13 protein-coding genes are annotated in these 14,186 nt (G+C 62.0%); 2 read left to right on the top strand and 11 right to left on the bottom strand.

Annotation, left to right across the window (positions count from 1 at the left end):
• Window positions 1-265: 265 nt before the first annotated feature.
• Complete coding sequence (locus tag IFT99_RS17680; protein WP_192133922.1) at window positions 266-1,603, top strand: dicarboxylate/amino acid:cation symporter; 1,338 nt, start codon at window positions 266-268, stop codon at window positions 1,601-1,603.
• Between the two features lie 208 nt (window positions 1,604-1,811).
• Here the strand turns inward: IFT99_RS17680 and IFT99_RS17675 are convergent, their stop codons facing one another.
• Both IFT99_RS17675 and IFT99_RS17670 read right to left on the bottom strand, forming a co-directional pair.
• Window positions 1,812-2,306 carry a SprT family zinc-dependent metalloprotease gene (locus tag IFT99_RS17675; protein WP_192133920.1) on the bottom strand — a complete coding sequence of 165 codons (495 nt, stop codon included), beginning with the start codon at window positions 2,304-2,306 and terminating at the stop codon, window positions 1,812-1,814.
• 80 nt (window positions 2,307-2,386) lie between these two features.
• Window positions 2,387-2,989, bottom strand: a complete 603-nt coding sequence (locus IFT99_RS17670; protein WP_192133918.1) for a Yip1 family protein — start codon at window positions 2,987-2,989, stop codon at window positions 2,387-2,389.
• 320 nt (window positions 2,990-3,309) lie between these two features.
• Between IFT99_RS17670 and ttcA the strand changes: the two genes are divergently transcribed.
• Window positions 3,310-4,134: a tRNA 2-thiocytidine(32) synthetase TtcA gene (ttcA, locus tag IFT99_RS17665; protein ID WP_192133916.1), complete on the top strand. Its 825-nt coding sequence runs from the start codon at window positions 3,310-3,312 to the stop codon at window positions 4,132-4,134.
• A gap of 214 nt (window positions 4,135-4,348) precedes the next feature.
• Here the strand turns inward: ttcA and IFT99_RS17660 are convergent, their stop codons facing one another.
• From IFT99_RS17660 to IFT99_RS17620, 9 genes are all read right to left on the bottom strand, one after another.
• Window positions 4,349-5,266 carry a dihydrodipicolinate synthase family protein gene (locus tag IFT99_RS17660; protein WP_122622254.1) on the bottom strand — a complete coding sequence of 306 codons (918 nt, stop codon included), beginning with the start codon at window positions 5,264-5,266 and terminating at the stop codon, window positions 4,349-4,351.
• Window positions 5,267-5,542: 276 nt separating this feature from the next.
• Entirely contained in the window at window positions 5,543-6,580 is a 1,038-nt protein-coding gene (locus IFT99_RS17655; RefSeq protein ID WP_192133914.1) for a trans-3-hydroxy-L-proline dehydratase, read from the bottom strand.
• Between the two features lie 25 nt (window positions 6,581-6,605).
• Complete coding sequence (locus IFT99_RS17650) at window positions 6,606-7,328, bottom strand: amino acid ABC transporter ATP-binding protein (RefSeq protein ID WP_065992809.1); 723 nt, start codon at window positions 7,326-7,328, stop codon at window positions 6,606-6,608.
• Complete coding sequence (locus IFT99_RS17645; RefSeq protein WP_192133912.1) at window positions 7,321-7,971, bottom strand: amino acid ABC transporter permease; 651 nt, start codon at window positions 7,969-7,971, stop codon at window positions 7,321-7,323. The genes IFT99_RS17650 and IFT99_RS17645 overlap by 8 nt, the downstream gene beginning before the upstream one ends.
• Before the next feature lie 10 nt (window positions 7,972-7,981).
• Window positions 7,982-8,647: an amino acid ABC transporter permease gene (locus tag IFT99_RS17640; RefSeq protein ID WP_192133910.1), complete on the bottom strand. Its 666-nt coding sequence runs from the start codon at window positions 8,645-8,647 to the stop codon at window positions 7,982-7,984.
• Entirely contained in the window at window positions 8,640-10,412 is a 1,773-nt protein-coding gene (gene lhpI, locus IFT99_RS17635; protein WP_192133908.1) for a cis-3-hydroxy-L-proline dehydratase, read from the bottom strand. Before lhpI ends, IFT99_RS17640 begins: the two co-directional genes overlap by 8 nt.
• Before the next feature lie 256 nt (window positions 10,413-10,668).
• Window positions 10,669-11,481 (bottom strand): ABC transporter substrate-binding protein, encoded by an 813-nt coding sequence (locus IFT99_RS17630; protein ID WP_065992820.1) that lies wholly within the window; start codon window positions 11,479-11,481, stop codon window positions 10,669-10,671.
• Between the two features lie 508 nt (window positions 11,482-11,989).
• Window positions 11,990-12,742, bottom strand: coding sequence for an AraC family transcriptional regulator (locus IFT99_RS17625; RefSeq protein ID WP_192133906.1), 753 nt, complete (start codon window positions 12,740-12,742; stop codon window positions 11,990-11,992).
• 193 nt (window positions 12,743-12,935) lie between these two features.
• The gene (locus tag IFT99_RS17620) at window positions 12,936-14,183 is read right to left on the bottom strand and encodes an NAD(P)/FAD-dependent oxidoreductase (RefSeq protein WP_192134067.1); all 1,248 of its coding nucleotides are present in this window, start codon (window positions 14,181-14,183) and stop codon (window positions 12,936-12,938) included.
• Window positions 14,184-14,186: the final 3 nt, after the last annotated feature.

Here is a 14,186-nt window from a genome sequence, read left to right as displayed (position 1 = left end):
CCCGCCAGTGTGGCGAGGTATTTGCCGCCAAACGGCGGAAAACCGCCATCCCTTTCCGGTTTACGGGTCTACCGTTAAACAGACGGTTCACGGAAACCGGGCCTCTCCTGCGATTTATCAACACTGGCACGGTGCCTGCAAAGCACTGGGCAGAGGTCTGCCGCGCGCAGCTCGACAAAAACAAATCCCTCCGAGCAGGAGGGTTCGCACTTTAGGCGTCACTGCAACCGGAATGCTGCAGCTCGATGCTCTTGAGGAAACTGCAATGACGACTCGTCAGCCCATCTATAAATCCCTTTACGCCCAGGTGATCGTCGCGATCATCGTCGGTATCGCCCTCGGCCACTGGTACCCCGAAACTGCCGTAACGCTCAAACCGCTGGGTGACGGTTTCATTAAACTGATCAAAATGGTCATTGCACCGATCATCTTCTGCACCGTCGTCAGCGGCATCGCTGGCATGCAGAGCATGAAATCCGTGGGCAAGACCGGCGGCTACGCGCTGCTCTACTTCGAAATCGTCTCGACCATCTCGCTGATCATCGGCCTGATCGTGGTCAACGTCGTCCAGCCGGGCGCCGGCATGAACATCGACGTGTCCACCCTCGACGCTTCCAAAGTCGCGGCCTACGTGACCGCCGGTAAAGACCAGAGCATCGTCGGCTTCATCCTCAACGTGATCCCGAACACTATCGTCGGCGCGTTCGCCAACGGCGACATTCTGCAAGTGCTGATGTTCTCGGTGATCTTCGGTTTTGCCCTGCATCGCCTGGGCGCTTACGGCAAGCCGATCCTGGACTTCATCGATCGCTTCGCCCACGTCATGTTCAACATCATCAACATGATCATGAAGCTCGCCCCGATCGGCGCGCTGGGTGCCATGGCCTTCACCATCGGTGCTTACGGGGTCAGCTCGCTGGTGCAACTGGGTCAGCTGATGCTGTGCTTCTACATCACTTGCCTGCTGTTCGTGCTGCTGGTGCTGGGCTCCATCGCTAAAGCTCACGGCTTCAGCATCCTCAAGCTGATCAAGTACATCCGCGAAGAGCTGCTGATCGTGCTGGGTACGTCGTCGTCCGAGTCGGCACTGCCACGCATGCTGATCAAGATGGAGCGTCTGGGCGCGAAGAAATCCGTCGTCGGTCTGGTGATCCCGACCGGTTACTCGTTCAACCTCGACGGTACTTCGATCTACCTGACCATGGCCGCAGTGTTCATCGCTCAGGCCACCAACACCCATATGGACATCACCCATCAGGTCACCCTGTTGCTGGTGCTGCTGCTGTCGTCCAAAGGTGCGGCAGGCGTGACCGGTTCAGGCTTCATCGTGCTGGCCGCGACGCTGTCCGCCGTGGGCCATCTGCCGGTGGCCGGTCTGGCGCTGATCCTCGGCATCGACCGCTTCATGTCCGAAGCCCGCGCCCTGACCAACCTGTGCGGTAACGCCGTGGCAACCCTGGTGGTCGCCAAGTGGGTCGGCGAGCTGGACGTTCCGCAGATGCAGGCCGAGCTGGCGTCTGGCGGTCGTGCCATCGATAACACCGCGCCGACCGACGACCTGGGTGTGGCTGAAACCGCGCCTACCCCTGTTGTGCGTTCGTAAGATGCGTTAGCGGTAAAGGTTGTTCAAAAAGCCTGTCTTCGGACAGGTTTTTTTATGAGTATTTTTTTGGGCGCTGGCTGCGGGCTACTCCGCGGACACAAAACCTGTGGGAGTCAGCTTGCTGACGAATGCGGTGGGTCAGACAAAGGGGGAGCCGACTGACCCAAAGCCTTCGCGAGCAAGCTCGCACACAATAGGTCTGCGGCAATCACTCCACCCGCGTCTCGCCGCTGAACACCAGAATCTCTCGGCAGCGCTTGCACAGATACCGGCGGCCTTTGCGCACTAGCTTGTGGCGCTGGGCGGTGAAGGGGAAATCGCTTTCCGGGCACGGGCAGCGGTAGATGTAGCGGGTCACGCTGCGGCGCTGGATTTCGTAGGTGTGGCAACGGTTCGGCGGCAGCTCGTAGACGCCGCGCATGATCAGCTGCCATTCCTCGCCATGGGGCTGGATGGTGTCGCCGAACAATTGGTGAGCGATCAGATGCGCGACCTCGTGGGGGACGGTCTGGCGCAGAAAGTCTTCGCTGTTTTCGAGGTACAGCTGCGGATTGAAGCGCAGCATGTTCTCGTGCAGGTGGGCTACGCCGGCCTTCTGGCCGCGCAACTTGACGCTCACCACCGGACGTTTGAAAGGGCGTTTGAAAAAGGCTTCGGCTTGCTGGTAGCAGGATTCGACGCGGGTGTTGAGAGGTTCGAGCATGCTTCATCGGTCTCCAGAGAAAGCGAGTATGCCGCAAAGCTCATGTACCGCCAAAACCCCAGGCGCCGAATGGTCACGCTCTAATTCGTGTACTCCGGCCCCAGCCCCACGCCCCACAGCACTACGGTAAAGGCCATGATCGCCACCAACACCACCAGCCCGACCGCCAGCACCGAGCTTGAGAACATGAAGCCTTCGTCGGGGTGGACGCCCATGAACACCGGCAAACCGACGTACAGCAGGTAGACCGTGTAGCAAACCGCCGCCAGCCCGACCATCATCCCCACCCACATGTGCGGATAGAGAGCTGCCAGCCCGCCGAGGAACAGCGGCGTCGCCGTATAGGTCGCAAAGGCCACGCAGCGCGCAAGGCTGGGCGTCGCGTCATAGGTGCGCGCCATCCAGTGGATGAAGCCGCCCATGATGCCGACCCCGGCGAGCATGGCGATGTACGACATCAGCGCCATCCACACTGCGCTGTCGCTGGTCAGCATGACCGGCGCGCGGTCGCCGATTTGCCAGCCCACCTGCGTCGTGCCGATGTACGCCGACACCGCCGGGATCGCTGCCAGTATCAGCGTGTGGGTGAGGTACATATGGCCGATGCTTTCTTCACCTTCGCCACGTATCTGTTGCCATTCCTGATCGGGGTGGGTGAACAGCCCCAAGACGTGATGGATCATGTCCGTTACTCCCGTGAAGTGTGTCAGCGCTTGCGACGCAGCGCCTGACCGCCAGATGCCGTCAGGACAAGGTCTCAGTCGAGCAAGGGAAATGGCTGGGACCTCTCAGGTCAGTATAGAAAGCTGATCACTCCAAAACCGGATGCGTTAGAGCGATTGAGGTGTTCAAACACGCTGCTAATAGCGGTTAGCGATCAGAGTCTCTCCGAAATCGACCGCGATCGAACCCGAAACGGCCATTACCCGAGGCGGTCTTTTTGCGTAAAATGCCGACCCTTTCCCCACCTCACTTCACACCACAGCGAGCGGATACCAGCGCCATGGGCACCCTTTCAGTCAATCAGAACAAACTGCAGAAGCGTCTGCGTCGGCTCGCGGGCGAAGCAGTGGCCGACTACAACATGATTGAAGAGGGCGACAAGGTGATGGTCTGCCTGTCCGGCGGCAAGGACAGTTACACGCTGCTGGATGTGCTGATGCATTTGAAGAAAGTCGCGCCGATCCACTTCGACATCGTCGCGGTGAACATGGATCAGAAGCAGCCAGGCTTCCCCGAGCACGTCCTGCCGGCGTACCTGGCGCAATTGGGCGTCGAGTACCACATCGTCGAGAAAGACACCTACTCGGTGGTCAAGGAATTGATCCCCGAGGGCCGGACCACCTGCTCGCTGTGTTCGCGCCTGCGTCGCGGCACGCTGTATACGTTCGCGGATGAAATCGGCGCGACCAAAATGGCCCTCGGTCACCACCGTGACGACATCGTGGAGACGTTTTTCCTGAACATGTTTTTCCAGGGCAGCATCAAGGCCATGCCGCCCAAGCTGCGCGCCGACGATGGCCGCAACGTGGTGATTCGTCCGCTGGCCTACTGCGCCGAGAAGGACATTCAGGCCTATTCTGACATCAAGCAATTCCCGATCATCCCGTGCAACCTGTGCGGCTCCCAGGAAAACCTGCAGCGTCAGGTGGTCAAGGACATGCTGCAGGAATGGGACCGCAAAACCCCGGGCCGCTCCGACATGATTTTCCGCAGCCTGCAGAACGTCCAGCCGTCGCAACTGGCGGACCGCAACCTGTTCGATTTCACCAACCTGCGCATCGACGACACCGCCGCCTCGCGGTTTGTAAATGTGGTGAATGTGTAAGGGCGAATGCGAAGGCTCATCCGCCGCAGAACCGTAGGAGCGTGGCTTGTCCCGCGATCGGCGACGCAGTCGTCGTGAAACCTGCAAACGCGGGGCACCTGACTCCCCGCAGTTGTCAGTTTGCTGCCGCTTCGCGCCAGATCGCGGGACAAGCCACGCTCCTACCGAAGATGGTGCGGGGCTCACGTATTCGTTCACCCCATCAAAGCGCGGGTTACAACCCCACATCCGGCAACACCGGCTTGTTCGCCAACGCGGTCTTCATCAATTTCTCGACATATTCCCGATCACTGTCCGGCAGCGCCAGACGCGGTGGCCGGGTGAGGGCGCTGCCGCGTTCCATGATCGCTTCGCACAGCTTGATGCACTGCACCAAGTCCGGACGCGCGTCCAGGTGCAGCAGCGGCATGAACCACTCATACAGCGCCATCGCCTCGGCGAAACGCCCGGCCTTGGCCAGACGGAACAGCGTCTCGCCCTCTTTCGGAAAGGCGTTGGACATCCCCGACACCCAGCCCACCGCGCCCACGGCGACGCTCTCCACCAACACATCATCGAGCCCGGCAAACAGCACGAAGCGATCACCGACTTCGTTGCGCACGTCGATAAAGCGGTTGGTGTTCCCCGACGAATCCTTGAAACACACGATGGTGTCGCAGTCCGCCAGGGAGATGAGGATGTCCGGCGTGACGTCGTTCTTGTAGATCGGCGGGTTGTTGTAAACCATCATCGGCAGGTCGGTGGCGGCGGCCACGGTGCGGAAGTGCGTGGCGGTTTCGAAAGGCTTGGCCGAGTACACCAGCGCCGGCATCAGCATGATCCCGTCGGCGCCGGCTTTCTGCACTTCTTTGGCGACGGCACTGGCATTGGCGCTGGTGAACTCGGCGATGCCGGAAATCACTGGCACGCGCCCGGCCGAGGCGTCTTTGGCGGCTTCCACCAGGCTGATTTTTTCAGCGACGCTCAGGGAGGTGTTCTCGCCCACAGTCCCGCAGATCACCAGCCCCGACACGCCATCGCGGACCAGGTTGGAAATGACCTTATGGGTCGCCTCCAGATTGAGGGAGAAATCGTCATTGAATTGCGTGGTAACGGCAGGGAAGACCCCGCTCCAGGATACGGACTGGCTCATGATTGACTCCTGATTGGGTAAAGGTATTTCGTATACGTTCTGGTTTGGGCGTATGACGCCCTTCTTTTTCTGCGTTAGCGGTGCTTCAGGCTGTCCCCGACCCCTTGTAGGAGTGAGCTTGCTCGCGAATGCGGAGTGTCAGTCACCACATCCATCGCAGACATACCGCATTCGCGAGCAAGCTCACTCCTACAGGATTTGCATTCATTCAGAAAAAATCGGTTTTGCATTCATTCAGAAAAATCGGTTTCGATTTATTGAAAGCAGCCGCAGCATCTACAGCTTCAACCCCACCGGCCACGTATCACTCAGCTTGTAGCCCTCCGGCCACGGGTCGCTCGGGTCGAGCATGTGCTGGTGCGTCCCGGTGATCCACGCCCGCCCGGACAGGCTCGGGATGATCGCCTTGCGCCCGGCCACTTCAGTCTCGCTCTGGATCTTGCAGCGGAACTCCGAGCCAATGATCGAACGTCCGATAAACCGGTCCCCCACCTTCAACTGACCCTTCGCATGCAACACCGCCAGCCGCGCGGAACACCCGGTGCCGCACGGCGAGCGGTCAATCTTGCCCGGGCGAATCACCACCGCGTTCGCCGCATGGGCCACGCCGCCGTCAAAGTTGACCGGCGCGGCGATCTGGCAGAAGGAAATGTGATTCCAGTCCCTGTTCAACGGATGGCTGAAACCCAGTTGCTCGTTGGCCGCTTTGGTGATTTTCAGGCCGGTGTCCACCAGGTCCTTGGCTTCATCGGCGGTCAACGCAAAGCCCAGCTTCACCGAATCGACGATGGCAAAACTGTCGCCGCCATAGGCGGTATCGACCTGAACCGAACCCAGCCCCGGCACCTCGATCCACACGTCCAGCTGATCGGCGAAAGAAGGGTGGTTGTGCACCTCGACGCTCGTCACCTTGCCGTCGCGGCACTGGGCAATCGCCTCGATCAGGCCGCCCGGCGCCTCCAGTATCAGCCGGGTTTCCGGCTCGGTCATCGGCAGAATCCCGCTGTCCAGCAGCACCGTCGCCACGCACAGGGAATTGGAACCGGACATCGGCGGCACGTCGGCCGGCTCCATGATGATCCAGCCCATCTGCGCCTTCGGGTGCTTGGGCGGCACCAGCAGATTGACGTGGCGGAACACCCCGCCGCGGGGCTCATTGAGCATGAAATTGCGCAGCGCGTTGTCCTTCTCGATCCAGCGCGACTGCTCCCAGATCGTCTCTCCGGGAGGCGGCGCAACCCCGCCAACAATCACATCGCCCACCTCACCCTCGGCGTGACAACTGACCACATGAATCACTTTCGATGAGCGCATGACCTAAAATCCTCCTGAGCAGGCTCTAGTTGATTGATCGCAAAAAATCCGCCGTCTCCGGCCGTTGCGGGTTGCCGATCACCTGATCCGGCGTGCCGATCTCGTGCACCAGCCCGTTGCGGAAAAACGCCACGCGGTCGGACACGTCCCGGGCGAAACGGATTTCGTGGGTCACCAGAATCATCGTCATGCCGTCCTCGGCCAGCATGCGCATGGTGTCCAGTACCTCGCCCACCAGCTGCGGATCGAGGGCCGATGTCGCTTCGTCGAACAGCATGTAATCCGGCGACATCGCCAGCGCCCGGGCAATCGCCATGCGCTGTTGCTGACCGCCCGACAATTTGCCGGGAAACACCTTGAGCTTGTCGCCCAGCCCGACGTGGGTCAGTTGCTTGACCGCCAGCGCTTCGGCTTCGGCCTTGCTTTTGCCCAGCACCGTGCGCGGGGCGAGCATCACGTTTTCCAGCACCGTCAGATGGGGGAACGCGTTCCACTGCTGGAAGACAATGCCGATCTTCTGCCGCAGCTTGTTGATGTCCGTGCCCCTGGCGTGAACCTCGGTGCCGTCGACGCGAATGCTGCCGCTCTTGATCGATTCCAGGCCGTTGATGCACATCAGCAAGGTCGACTTGCCCGAGCCCGAACCGCCGATGATCGACACCACTTCGCCCTTGTTCACCTGCAGGCTCACGCCCTTGATGACCTCAAGCTCGCCGAATGACTTGTGCACGTTGTCGATCTCAATCATTTTCCTGCCACCTCGTTTCCAGCCGGGCGCCCAGGCGAGCGACCACCAGACTCATGACGTAATAAATCAGGCCGGCGATGCACAGCACCAACAGCGGCTCCTGAATGCGCGTGACGATGGTTTGCGAGGCGCGCAGCAGTTCGACGATGCCGATCCACATCACCAGCGCGGTGTCTTTCATCACCCCCAGCAGCAGGTTGATCCAGCCGGGAAACGCCACGCGGGTGGCCATCGGCATGACGATCTGGCGCAAGTCCTGCCAGTACGTCAGGCCCAGGGAACGACTGGCGCGGCGCAGGCTGAGCGGCACCGATAACACGCCGCTGCGCACGATCTCCGTGCAGTAAGCGGTGACGTACAGGCCCAGCACCACGCAGGCGACGGCGAAGGCGCTCCAGTTCAGGCCGACGATGCTTTTCAGCGCGTTGAACAGCACGAACTGGATCAGCAACGGCACGCTGCGAAACACGTCCAGCACCCAGGCCAGCGGGATCGTGCTGCGCGGCAGCAGGGCGCGGGCCATGCCGCAGACCACCCCGGCCAGCGTGCCGATGAACATCGACACCACGGTCAGCAAAATCGTGACCCAGGCGCCCTGAAGCATGAATTGCAGGTCGTTCCAGCTGAACGTGCTCTCGAACATGCCCATCTCCTCAGTACCGGAACAGCCGCCAGGACAGCAGCCGGGCAACGGCCACGATCAGCTTGGCAATCAGGTAATAGAGCACCGCCGCAATGGCGAAGAATTCGAAGGTGCGGAACGTCTTGACGTTGTAATCCTGGGTCACGCCGGTGAGGTCGTTATTGAGGCCGACGATCACCCCCATCGAGGTCATCAGCACGGCCCAGACCATCTGGTTGGTCAGCGGATAGAAAACGATGCGCAGCAACTGCGGAATGACGATCAGCCGATAGGCCTGGGGCGCGCTCATGCCCAGCGAACGGGCGGCGCGCAATTGCGTGTCGGGCACGGCCTTCAGACCGCCGCGAAAGTTCTCCGCCAGATAGCCCGCGTTATTGATGGTGATGCCCGCCAGCAACGCCGCCCACGAGCTGATGTGCAGGCCGAACGAGCCCAGGCCGAAATACAGGATGTACACCTGGAACAGCGACGGCGTGTTGCGCGCGATGGAAATCCAGGTGGCGGCGAACCCCCGGAACAGGCGGTTTTCGCCTTGGCGCATGAACACCAGAAACAGCGCGATGGTGACGCCGAGGATCATCGACAGCGCGGCGGTTTCGAAGGTGACCCACGCGCCGTTGAGCATGTCAGGCAGCGCCTTGAACGCCGCGCGCCAGTGGAAGTTGTAATCAAACATCTGCGCTGACCTCCGCCTGGTGCGCCGCCATCAACCACGCTGGCAGGCGCCCGCTGGCGACACCGGTGATCGCGCTGTCGACGCACTCGGCCAGGCTGGCGAAATGCACGCGACGCCCCACCAGTCCGGGGGCGTAGTGCGCGTATTTGCCGGAGTTGGTCATCAGGTTGCGTGCGGTCGGCGGGATGACCGGCTCGCCGAGCATGCACCAGCAGGTGTCGGTGACGAACTGCACGCCGAAGCCTTCCAGCGTGTCGACGTAGCCGGCCCGTTGCGCGCGCTCCAGGGTAGCGCGGCCACAGGTCACGACGATCGCCACGTTTTCGTGTTTGCGCTGGTTGCCACACAGGTGCGCCAGCATTGCGCATTCGCTGAGGGAAAAATGCGGATTGCCCAGCGTCACGGCGTCCACTTCCGGCGTTTGCGCGCTGTTCAGCTCGCGCCAGCTGTGCAGCAGATCCGCCGGGCTGACGCTCAAGGTTTGTTCCGGCGCTTGCCCGCCCAGCGCCAGTTCCGCAGTGGTGGCTTCGGGCGTCACGCCGGCGATATGGAACATCGGCGCAGCGGAGGTGGTGGCGAACGCCGCGCCGAACGCCTTGAGGTCATCCAGCGTGGGCGCCTTGTGCTCAAGGCCGCAGATCACCGGGATCGTGGCGCCGCACAGCAGCCCGACGTGATAACCGAGCAGCGGGTAGAAACTGTCGTCGAGGCCGTCCAGTGTGGGGACGTCGATGCGCAGGGTCGCCAGCCGTTGCTGGGTCAGGTGGCAGCCGATCTTTGGCGCGCGGCCGGTGAGGGCGATGCAGATGTCGAGGTAGTCCGGGTACTTCAGGGTGCGCGCGCCGATCACGCTGTTGGCGTACACCACCGCGTTGGATTCGGCCCAGACGATCTGCTCGCCCAGCTCCGGCGCGCTGTCCAGCAGGTATGGCGCGCAGGTAAAACTCACCCGCGCGCCCATCTCCAGATAGGCATCGCCCAGCTGACTGGCCGGTTCGCCAAGGGCCGGGTCGACGCCCAGTTCGCGCCAGCGTCGCTTGTCCACGGAGATTGAATTGAGGGTGGTGGGCACGCGGACCTTGGCGCCCCAGGCCACCAGTTGTCGGGCGAACCGCAGGCTGGCCGGCCCCGTGTAGATGCAGCCGTCGATATGCGCCTGGGTGATGTCCAGCAGTTCCGTCGCGCCCTGCAGCTCGGCCATGCGCAGGATGATGCCCATCGCCACCTGCGCGGCTTTGCCGTAAGCGCCGTCGAGAAAACCCTGGTCGGTTTCGGTGAGTGAAATCTGGGTGATCGGGCGCTGACGTATCAGACTTTTTTGATCGCGAGGGAGTGGTGGCGGCAGGCAGGCAAAGCCGTTCACGCGGTCATCTTCCACCCGCACGAAAGCAACGTCCCGCAGGGCCGCAAAGCCCGCTTCGCCGAGACTGATCACCGGGATCGAATGGCCGAACATCTGTTCGGCGATCAGCACGCCGAGGGTGAGGATGTCTTCCACGCGTTCGAAGACCAGTGCGGCCGGCGCGTGGCCGTTTAGGATCAGTTCCAGCAACACGCTGCTGCCGGTGCACGAACCGCGCCCGCTGGGAATGGCCAGCACCCGGCCGTTGATGAACTGACCGCTGAGGGGGTGATGGCGGTCGATCACTTCACCGGTAAACGGCTCGACCCCGCCCCAGAAACTCAGGCCCACATCGGCGTACAGCAATTCACCTTGCGCGCTGCCGGCGACGAGACAGCGCCCGTTCAACGAGACTTCAGACATCGTGGGCTCCTGAGTGAGTGAATCGCTTTTAGCGGGTGACGCTGATGGGTTCCTGGTTCAGGTTCCGCGAATGATTCAGACGGGACGCGTAGCCCTGTAGGAGCGTGGCTTGTCCCGCGATCGGCGACGCAGTCGTCGTAAAACCTACAACCGCGGCGTCACTGAATCAGCATGTTCGACGGTCTTGCTGCCGCTTCGCGCCAGATCGCGGGACAAGCCACGCTCCTACACGGTCCGCGCCCTCTGATCGTTCCCCTCAGTAATAGACGCCCGGCACGGTCAGGTCTACCGGCTTGCCACTCACCCACTTTTCATACAGCTCGGCATAGCGCCCGGACCGCACTTGCTGGTTCACGAACAGGTTCAGGTAATGAATCAGCCCATACTCGTTACGCTTCGCCGCAAGGGAAACGTAGTCGATGGTGTAGGGCGCATTGCCGGCGATCTTCAGGCCTTTGTACTTGCCGGATTTGAGCGTGGCGGCGGCGACGGTGTTGGTCACCACGGACGCTTTGATGTGGCCCTGGGCAACGGCGAGGATGGTGTCGTTCTGGGTCTGGTAGGCGCGGAAACTGCCGCTGCCCCATTTCTTCTGATCCTTCTCCAGGGCGATCGCTTCGAACGTGCCGCTGGTGTTGCCGACATCTTTGCCCTTGAGGTCGTCATAGCTGTTGATGCCGGCGTCGTCGCGGGTCAGTACCACCATCTGGAAGGCGAAATAGGGGATGGTCATCGCCACCGTTTTCGCCCGCTCCAGGGTGTCCGAGGTCGACGCCACGATCACGTCGGCGCGGCCTGAAACCAGCGCAGGAATGCGGTCCGGAAAGGGTGTTTCCACCACCTCGGCTGTGACGCCCAGTACCTTCGCCAGGTCGTTGCAGTAATCGACGTCAAATCCGACCGGGTTGTTCTTGTCGTCACGGGACCCCATCGGCGGGAAGTCCAGGGTCACGGCGCAGCGCAGCTTGCCGGAGTCGATGATGTCATCGAGCTTGTCGGCCAACGCGGTGTTGATAAAGGATGAGCTCATGACGGCGAGGAGGGCGACGGCGACAGCTTGGTTTTTCATAGAAGCCTCGGTGCGTGCAAAGGGAGAAACGGCCGGATAAGTAATTTCGTATACGATATTTGATATGCACGCAGCGTGCCTGTTTTGCCAGTATGCCGTGCAGGGCTCTGGATCAGCGGGCCGGGGTTTGGATAGGTATTCCAGGAGCGCGGGACGGTGTTACATAAAGGAGCAAGAATCCGCAGCGTGCTTCATTAATGCACGTTGCAGCGCGGTAGTCGCCACATTCCGCCGCACCGCAATCAGCCGGTGGCACTGCAATTCACGTAGGACCGGCTTCAGCCGGGAAAGCGCCAGTCGCCACACTGCAAAAACTACAGCGCGCACACAGGCCCCTTCCCGGCTAAAGCCAGTCCTACAGAAGCACCGCGATCAACTAGTGGGACCGGCTTCAGCCGGGAAAGCGTCAGTCGCCACACTGCAAAAACTACAGCGCACACACAGGCCTCTTCCCGGCCAAAGCCAGTCCTGCACAAATACCGCGATCATCCAGGGGGGAGCAGCGAATTCAGATGCGCCTTTGCGAACCCCGATACTCACTCGGCGACGCTCCGGTCAGCGCCTTGAACTGGCGGCTAAACGCGCTGTGATCGGTGTACCCGCAGCGCAGGGCGATTTCGGTGATCGACAGGTCTTCCTGCAACAACCGCGACGCTTCACCCAGCCGCGCCTTGTGAATCATCTGCCGTGGCGTCAGCTGGAAGATGCGTTTGCAGTGCCGCTCCAGTTGGGCGATGGAGAGCCCGGCAATGGCGGTGAGCTGTTCAAGGGTAATGGGCCGCGCGAAGTGTTCGCGGATGTAGGCGTCGACCTCGACCAGTTTCTGATACGCCGGATGGGTCGTCTGCAGGATTTGCAGGTCCCGGGAGATTCCCGCTAGCCCGATGATCGCGCCGTGTTGATCGCGCAGGGCGATCTTGTGAGTCAGGCACCAGATCGGCTGATTGCCGTAATAAAGGTGCAGCTCCAGCTGACCGCTGAGTTGCCTGCCATCGGCCAGCACGCGGCGGTCTTGGGCGGTGTACAACGGACCGAAGCGCGCGGGGAACACGTCTTCGGCGGTCAGCCCGACGATCTGGCTTTTTTCCTTGAAACCGCAGCGCTGCACGAGCGTCTGGTTGACCAGGGCATAACGCGCGTGGGCGTCTTTGACGAAGAACACCACACCGGGAATCGCATCGAACAGCGGCGCGACCAACGTCAGGCTGGCCAGCAGTTGGTCGAGGTCGTGCAAGGGCGTGGTGAGGAGGACGTCGATCATGTTCACGGGCGGGACGGCCGGGTGGGGAATGGGATCGATGATGCGGGATGTTGGATGCGGCGGCTAGTCGGGGGGCGACTGATCTGCGGGGACTGATCTGCGGGGACTGATCTGCGGGGACAGATTTATTTACGGTGAAGCGCTGTAAATAAATCAGTCCCCTTTAAATAAGTCCCCTTTAAATATCGCTCCTTTAAATATCATCCAGACAGGCGAGGGTGGAGATCCGCGCCGGGCTGAAGGGCGGGCGCAACAAGGGGGGGTCCCAGCCGAACAAGGTCTGCGCCGCCGTGGCACAGATGCGCCCCTGACACGCGCCCATCCCGCAGCGGGTGGCGAGTTTGGCGCCGGTCCAGCTGCCATGTGCAGCCAGGTCCGCGTAACGCACGTCCTCACAGCGACAGACCAGCGTGTCCGGCGCCGCCAGCTGTTTCAGCGCCGGGTTCAGGCTGAAGGCCTTGTTCAACCGATCCGCAAAACCTTGCCAGCGCTGCCGCTCAGCCCACAACCCTCGGGCCTTATTTCGGTCACCCACCGCCACCAGCCCGGCGATGCGCCCCTCCACCAACGCCAGTTCGCTGCCGCCGAAACCGGTGCATTCACCCGCTGCGTAGTGATCGGGCAAACCCGTCGCCTGCCACTCATCCACCACGATGGCCTGATCCCGCAGCGTGCAGCCCAGTGCGCGGGCGATCTCGGTGTTGGGCACCAGACTGAAACCGCAGGCCAGACGCTCGCAGGCCAGCTCTTCGACCTTGTCACCCACCTGAACGCGCACGCCTTCCAGCCGATCCGTACCCAGCGCTGCCAGCACATGGGCCGACGTTCGATAGGCGGCGCTCGCCAAGGTGATCGCCTGAATCGCCTTGTTCGGCCAGCGCCACAGCCCGGCAGCAAATCCGGCGACGGCGCTCAAGGGCGCCTGCTCGGCAACGCGCACGACCTCGGCGCCCTGCTTCTGCGCGGTCGCCGACGAGGCCAGCAACAGCGGGCCGGTTCCCGCAATCACGATGCGTTCGTCAGCGACCGCCAGCCCGCCTTTGATCAGCGCCTGCAAACCGCCCGCGCCGGTGACGCCCGGCAGGGTCCAGCCGGGGAAGGGCAGCAGTCGCTCCCGCGCGCCGGTGCACAGAATCAGCCTGTCGTAACTCAACACCCAGCCCCGCTCGGCGTCCTCCAGCAGCAAGCGCTTCGCCCCGGCCAGCGCGACCACCTTGCAGCCGCTGTGCAGGCGAACGTTGCTGAACCCCTGCAACTGCGTGCGCATATCCTGAGCCTGTTTCGGCACTTGAGCGTTGGGGCCGTCGCGCCAGATCTGCCCGCCTGGCAGCGGGTTGTCGTCGAGCAAAGCGATGCTCGGCCCGTGAGGCGCCGCCGCCAGGGCCGCCGCCATGCCCGCCGGACCTGCGCCGATGATCAGCAGATCGACATGCTCGGTCATGCT

Origin of the sequence: Pseudomonas sp. CFBP 8772 (assembly GCF_014841665.1) — a bacterium.
Classification (GTDB): domain Bacteria; phylum Pseudomonadota; class Gammaproteobacteria; order Pseudomonadales; family Pseudomonadaceae; genus Aquipseudomonas; species Aquipseudomonas graminis_B.
This window is presented reverse-complemented; position numbering and strand designations above follow the sequence as displayed.

Coding starts and splice junctions, on each gene's coding strand:
- IFT99_RS17630 (WP_065992820.1), bottom strand. CDS start 11,481: ATGAAAAACCAAGCTGTCGCCGTCGCCCTCCTCGCCGTCATGAGCTCA.
- IFT99_RS17680 (WP_192133922.1), top strand. CDS start 266: ATGACGACTCGTCAGCCCATCTATAAATCCCTTTACGCCCAGGTGATC.
- IFT99_RS17675 (WP_192133920.1), bottom strand. CDS start 2,306: ATGCTCGAACCTCTCAACACCCGCGTCGAATCCTGCTACCAGCAAGCC.
- lhpI (WP_192133908.1), bottom strand. CDS start 10,412: ATGTCTGAAGTCTCGTTGAACGGGCGCTGTCTCGTCGCCGGCAGCGCG.
- IFT99_RS17640 (WP_192133910.1), bottom strand. CDS start 8,647: ATGTTTGATTACAACTTCCACTGGCGCGCGGCGTTCAAGGCGCTGCCT.
- IFT99_RS17645 (WP_192133912.1), bottom strand. CDS start 7,971: ATGTTCGAGAGCACGTTCAGCTGGAACGACCTGCAATTCATGCTTCAG.
- IFT99_RS17655 (WP_192133914.1), bottom strand. CDS start 6,580: ATGCGCTCATCGAAAGTGATTCATGTGGTCAGTTGTCACGCCGAGGGT.
- IFT99_RS17660 (WP_122622254.1), bottom strand. CDS start 5,266: ATGAGCCAGTCCGTATCCTGGAGCGGGGTCTTCCCTGCCGTTACCACG.
- IFT99_RS17650 (WP_065992809.1), bottom strand. CDS start 7,328: ATGATTGAGATCGACAACGTGCACAAGTCATTCGGCGAGCTTGAGGTC.
- IFT99_RS17625 (WP_192133906.1), bottom strand. CDS start 12,742: ATGATCGACGTCCTCCTCACCACGCCCTTGCACGACCTCGACCAACTG.
- IFT99_RS17670 (WP_192133918.1), bottom strand. CDS start 2,989: ATGATCCATCACGTCTTGGGGCTGTTCACCCACCCCGATCAGGAATGG.
- IFT99_RS17620 (WP_192134067.1), bottom strand. CDS start 14,183: ATGACCGAGCATGTCGATCTGCTGATCATCGGCGCAGGTCCGGCGGGC.
- ttcA (WP_192133916.1), top strand. CDS start 3,310: ATGGGCACCCTTTCAGTCAATCAGAACAAACTGCAGAAGCGTCTGCGT.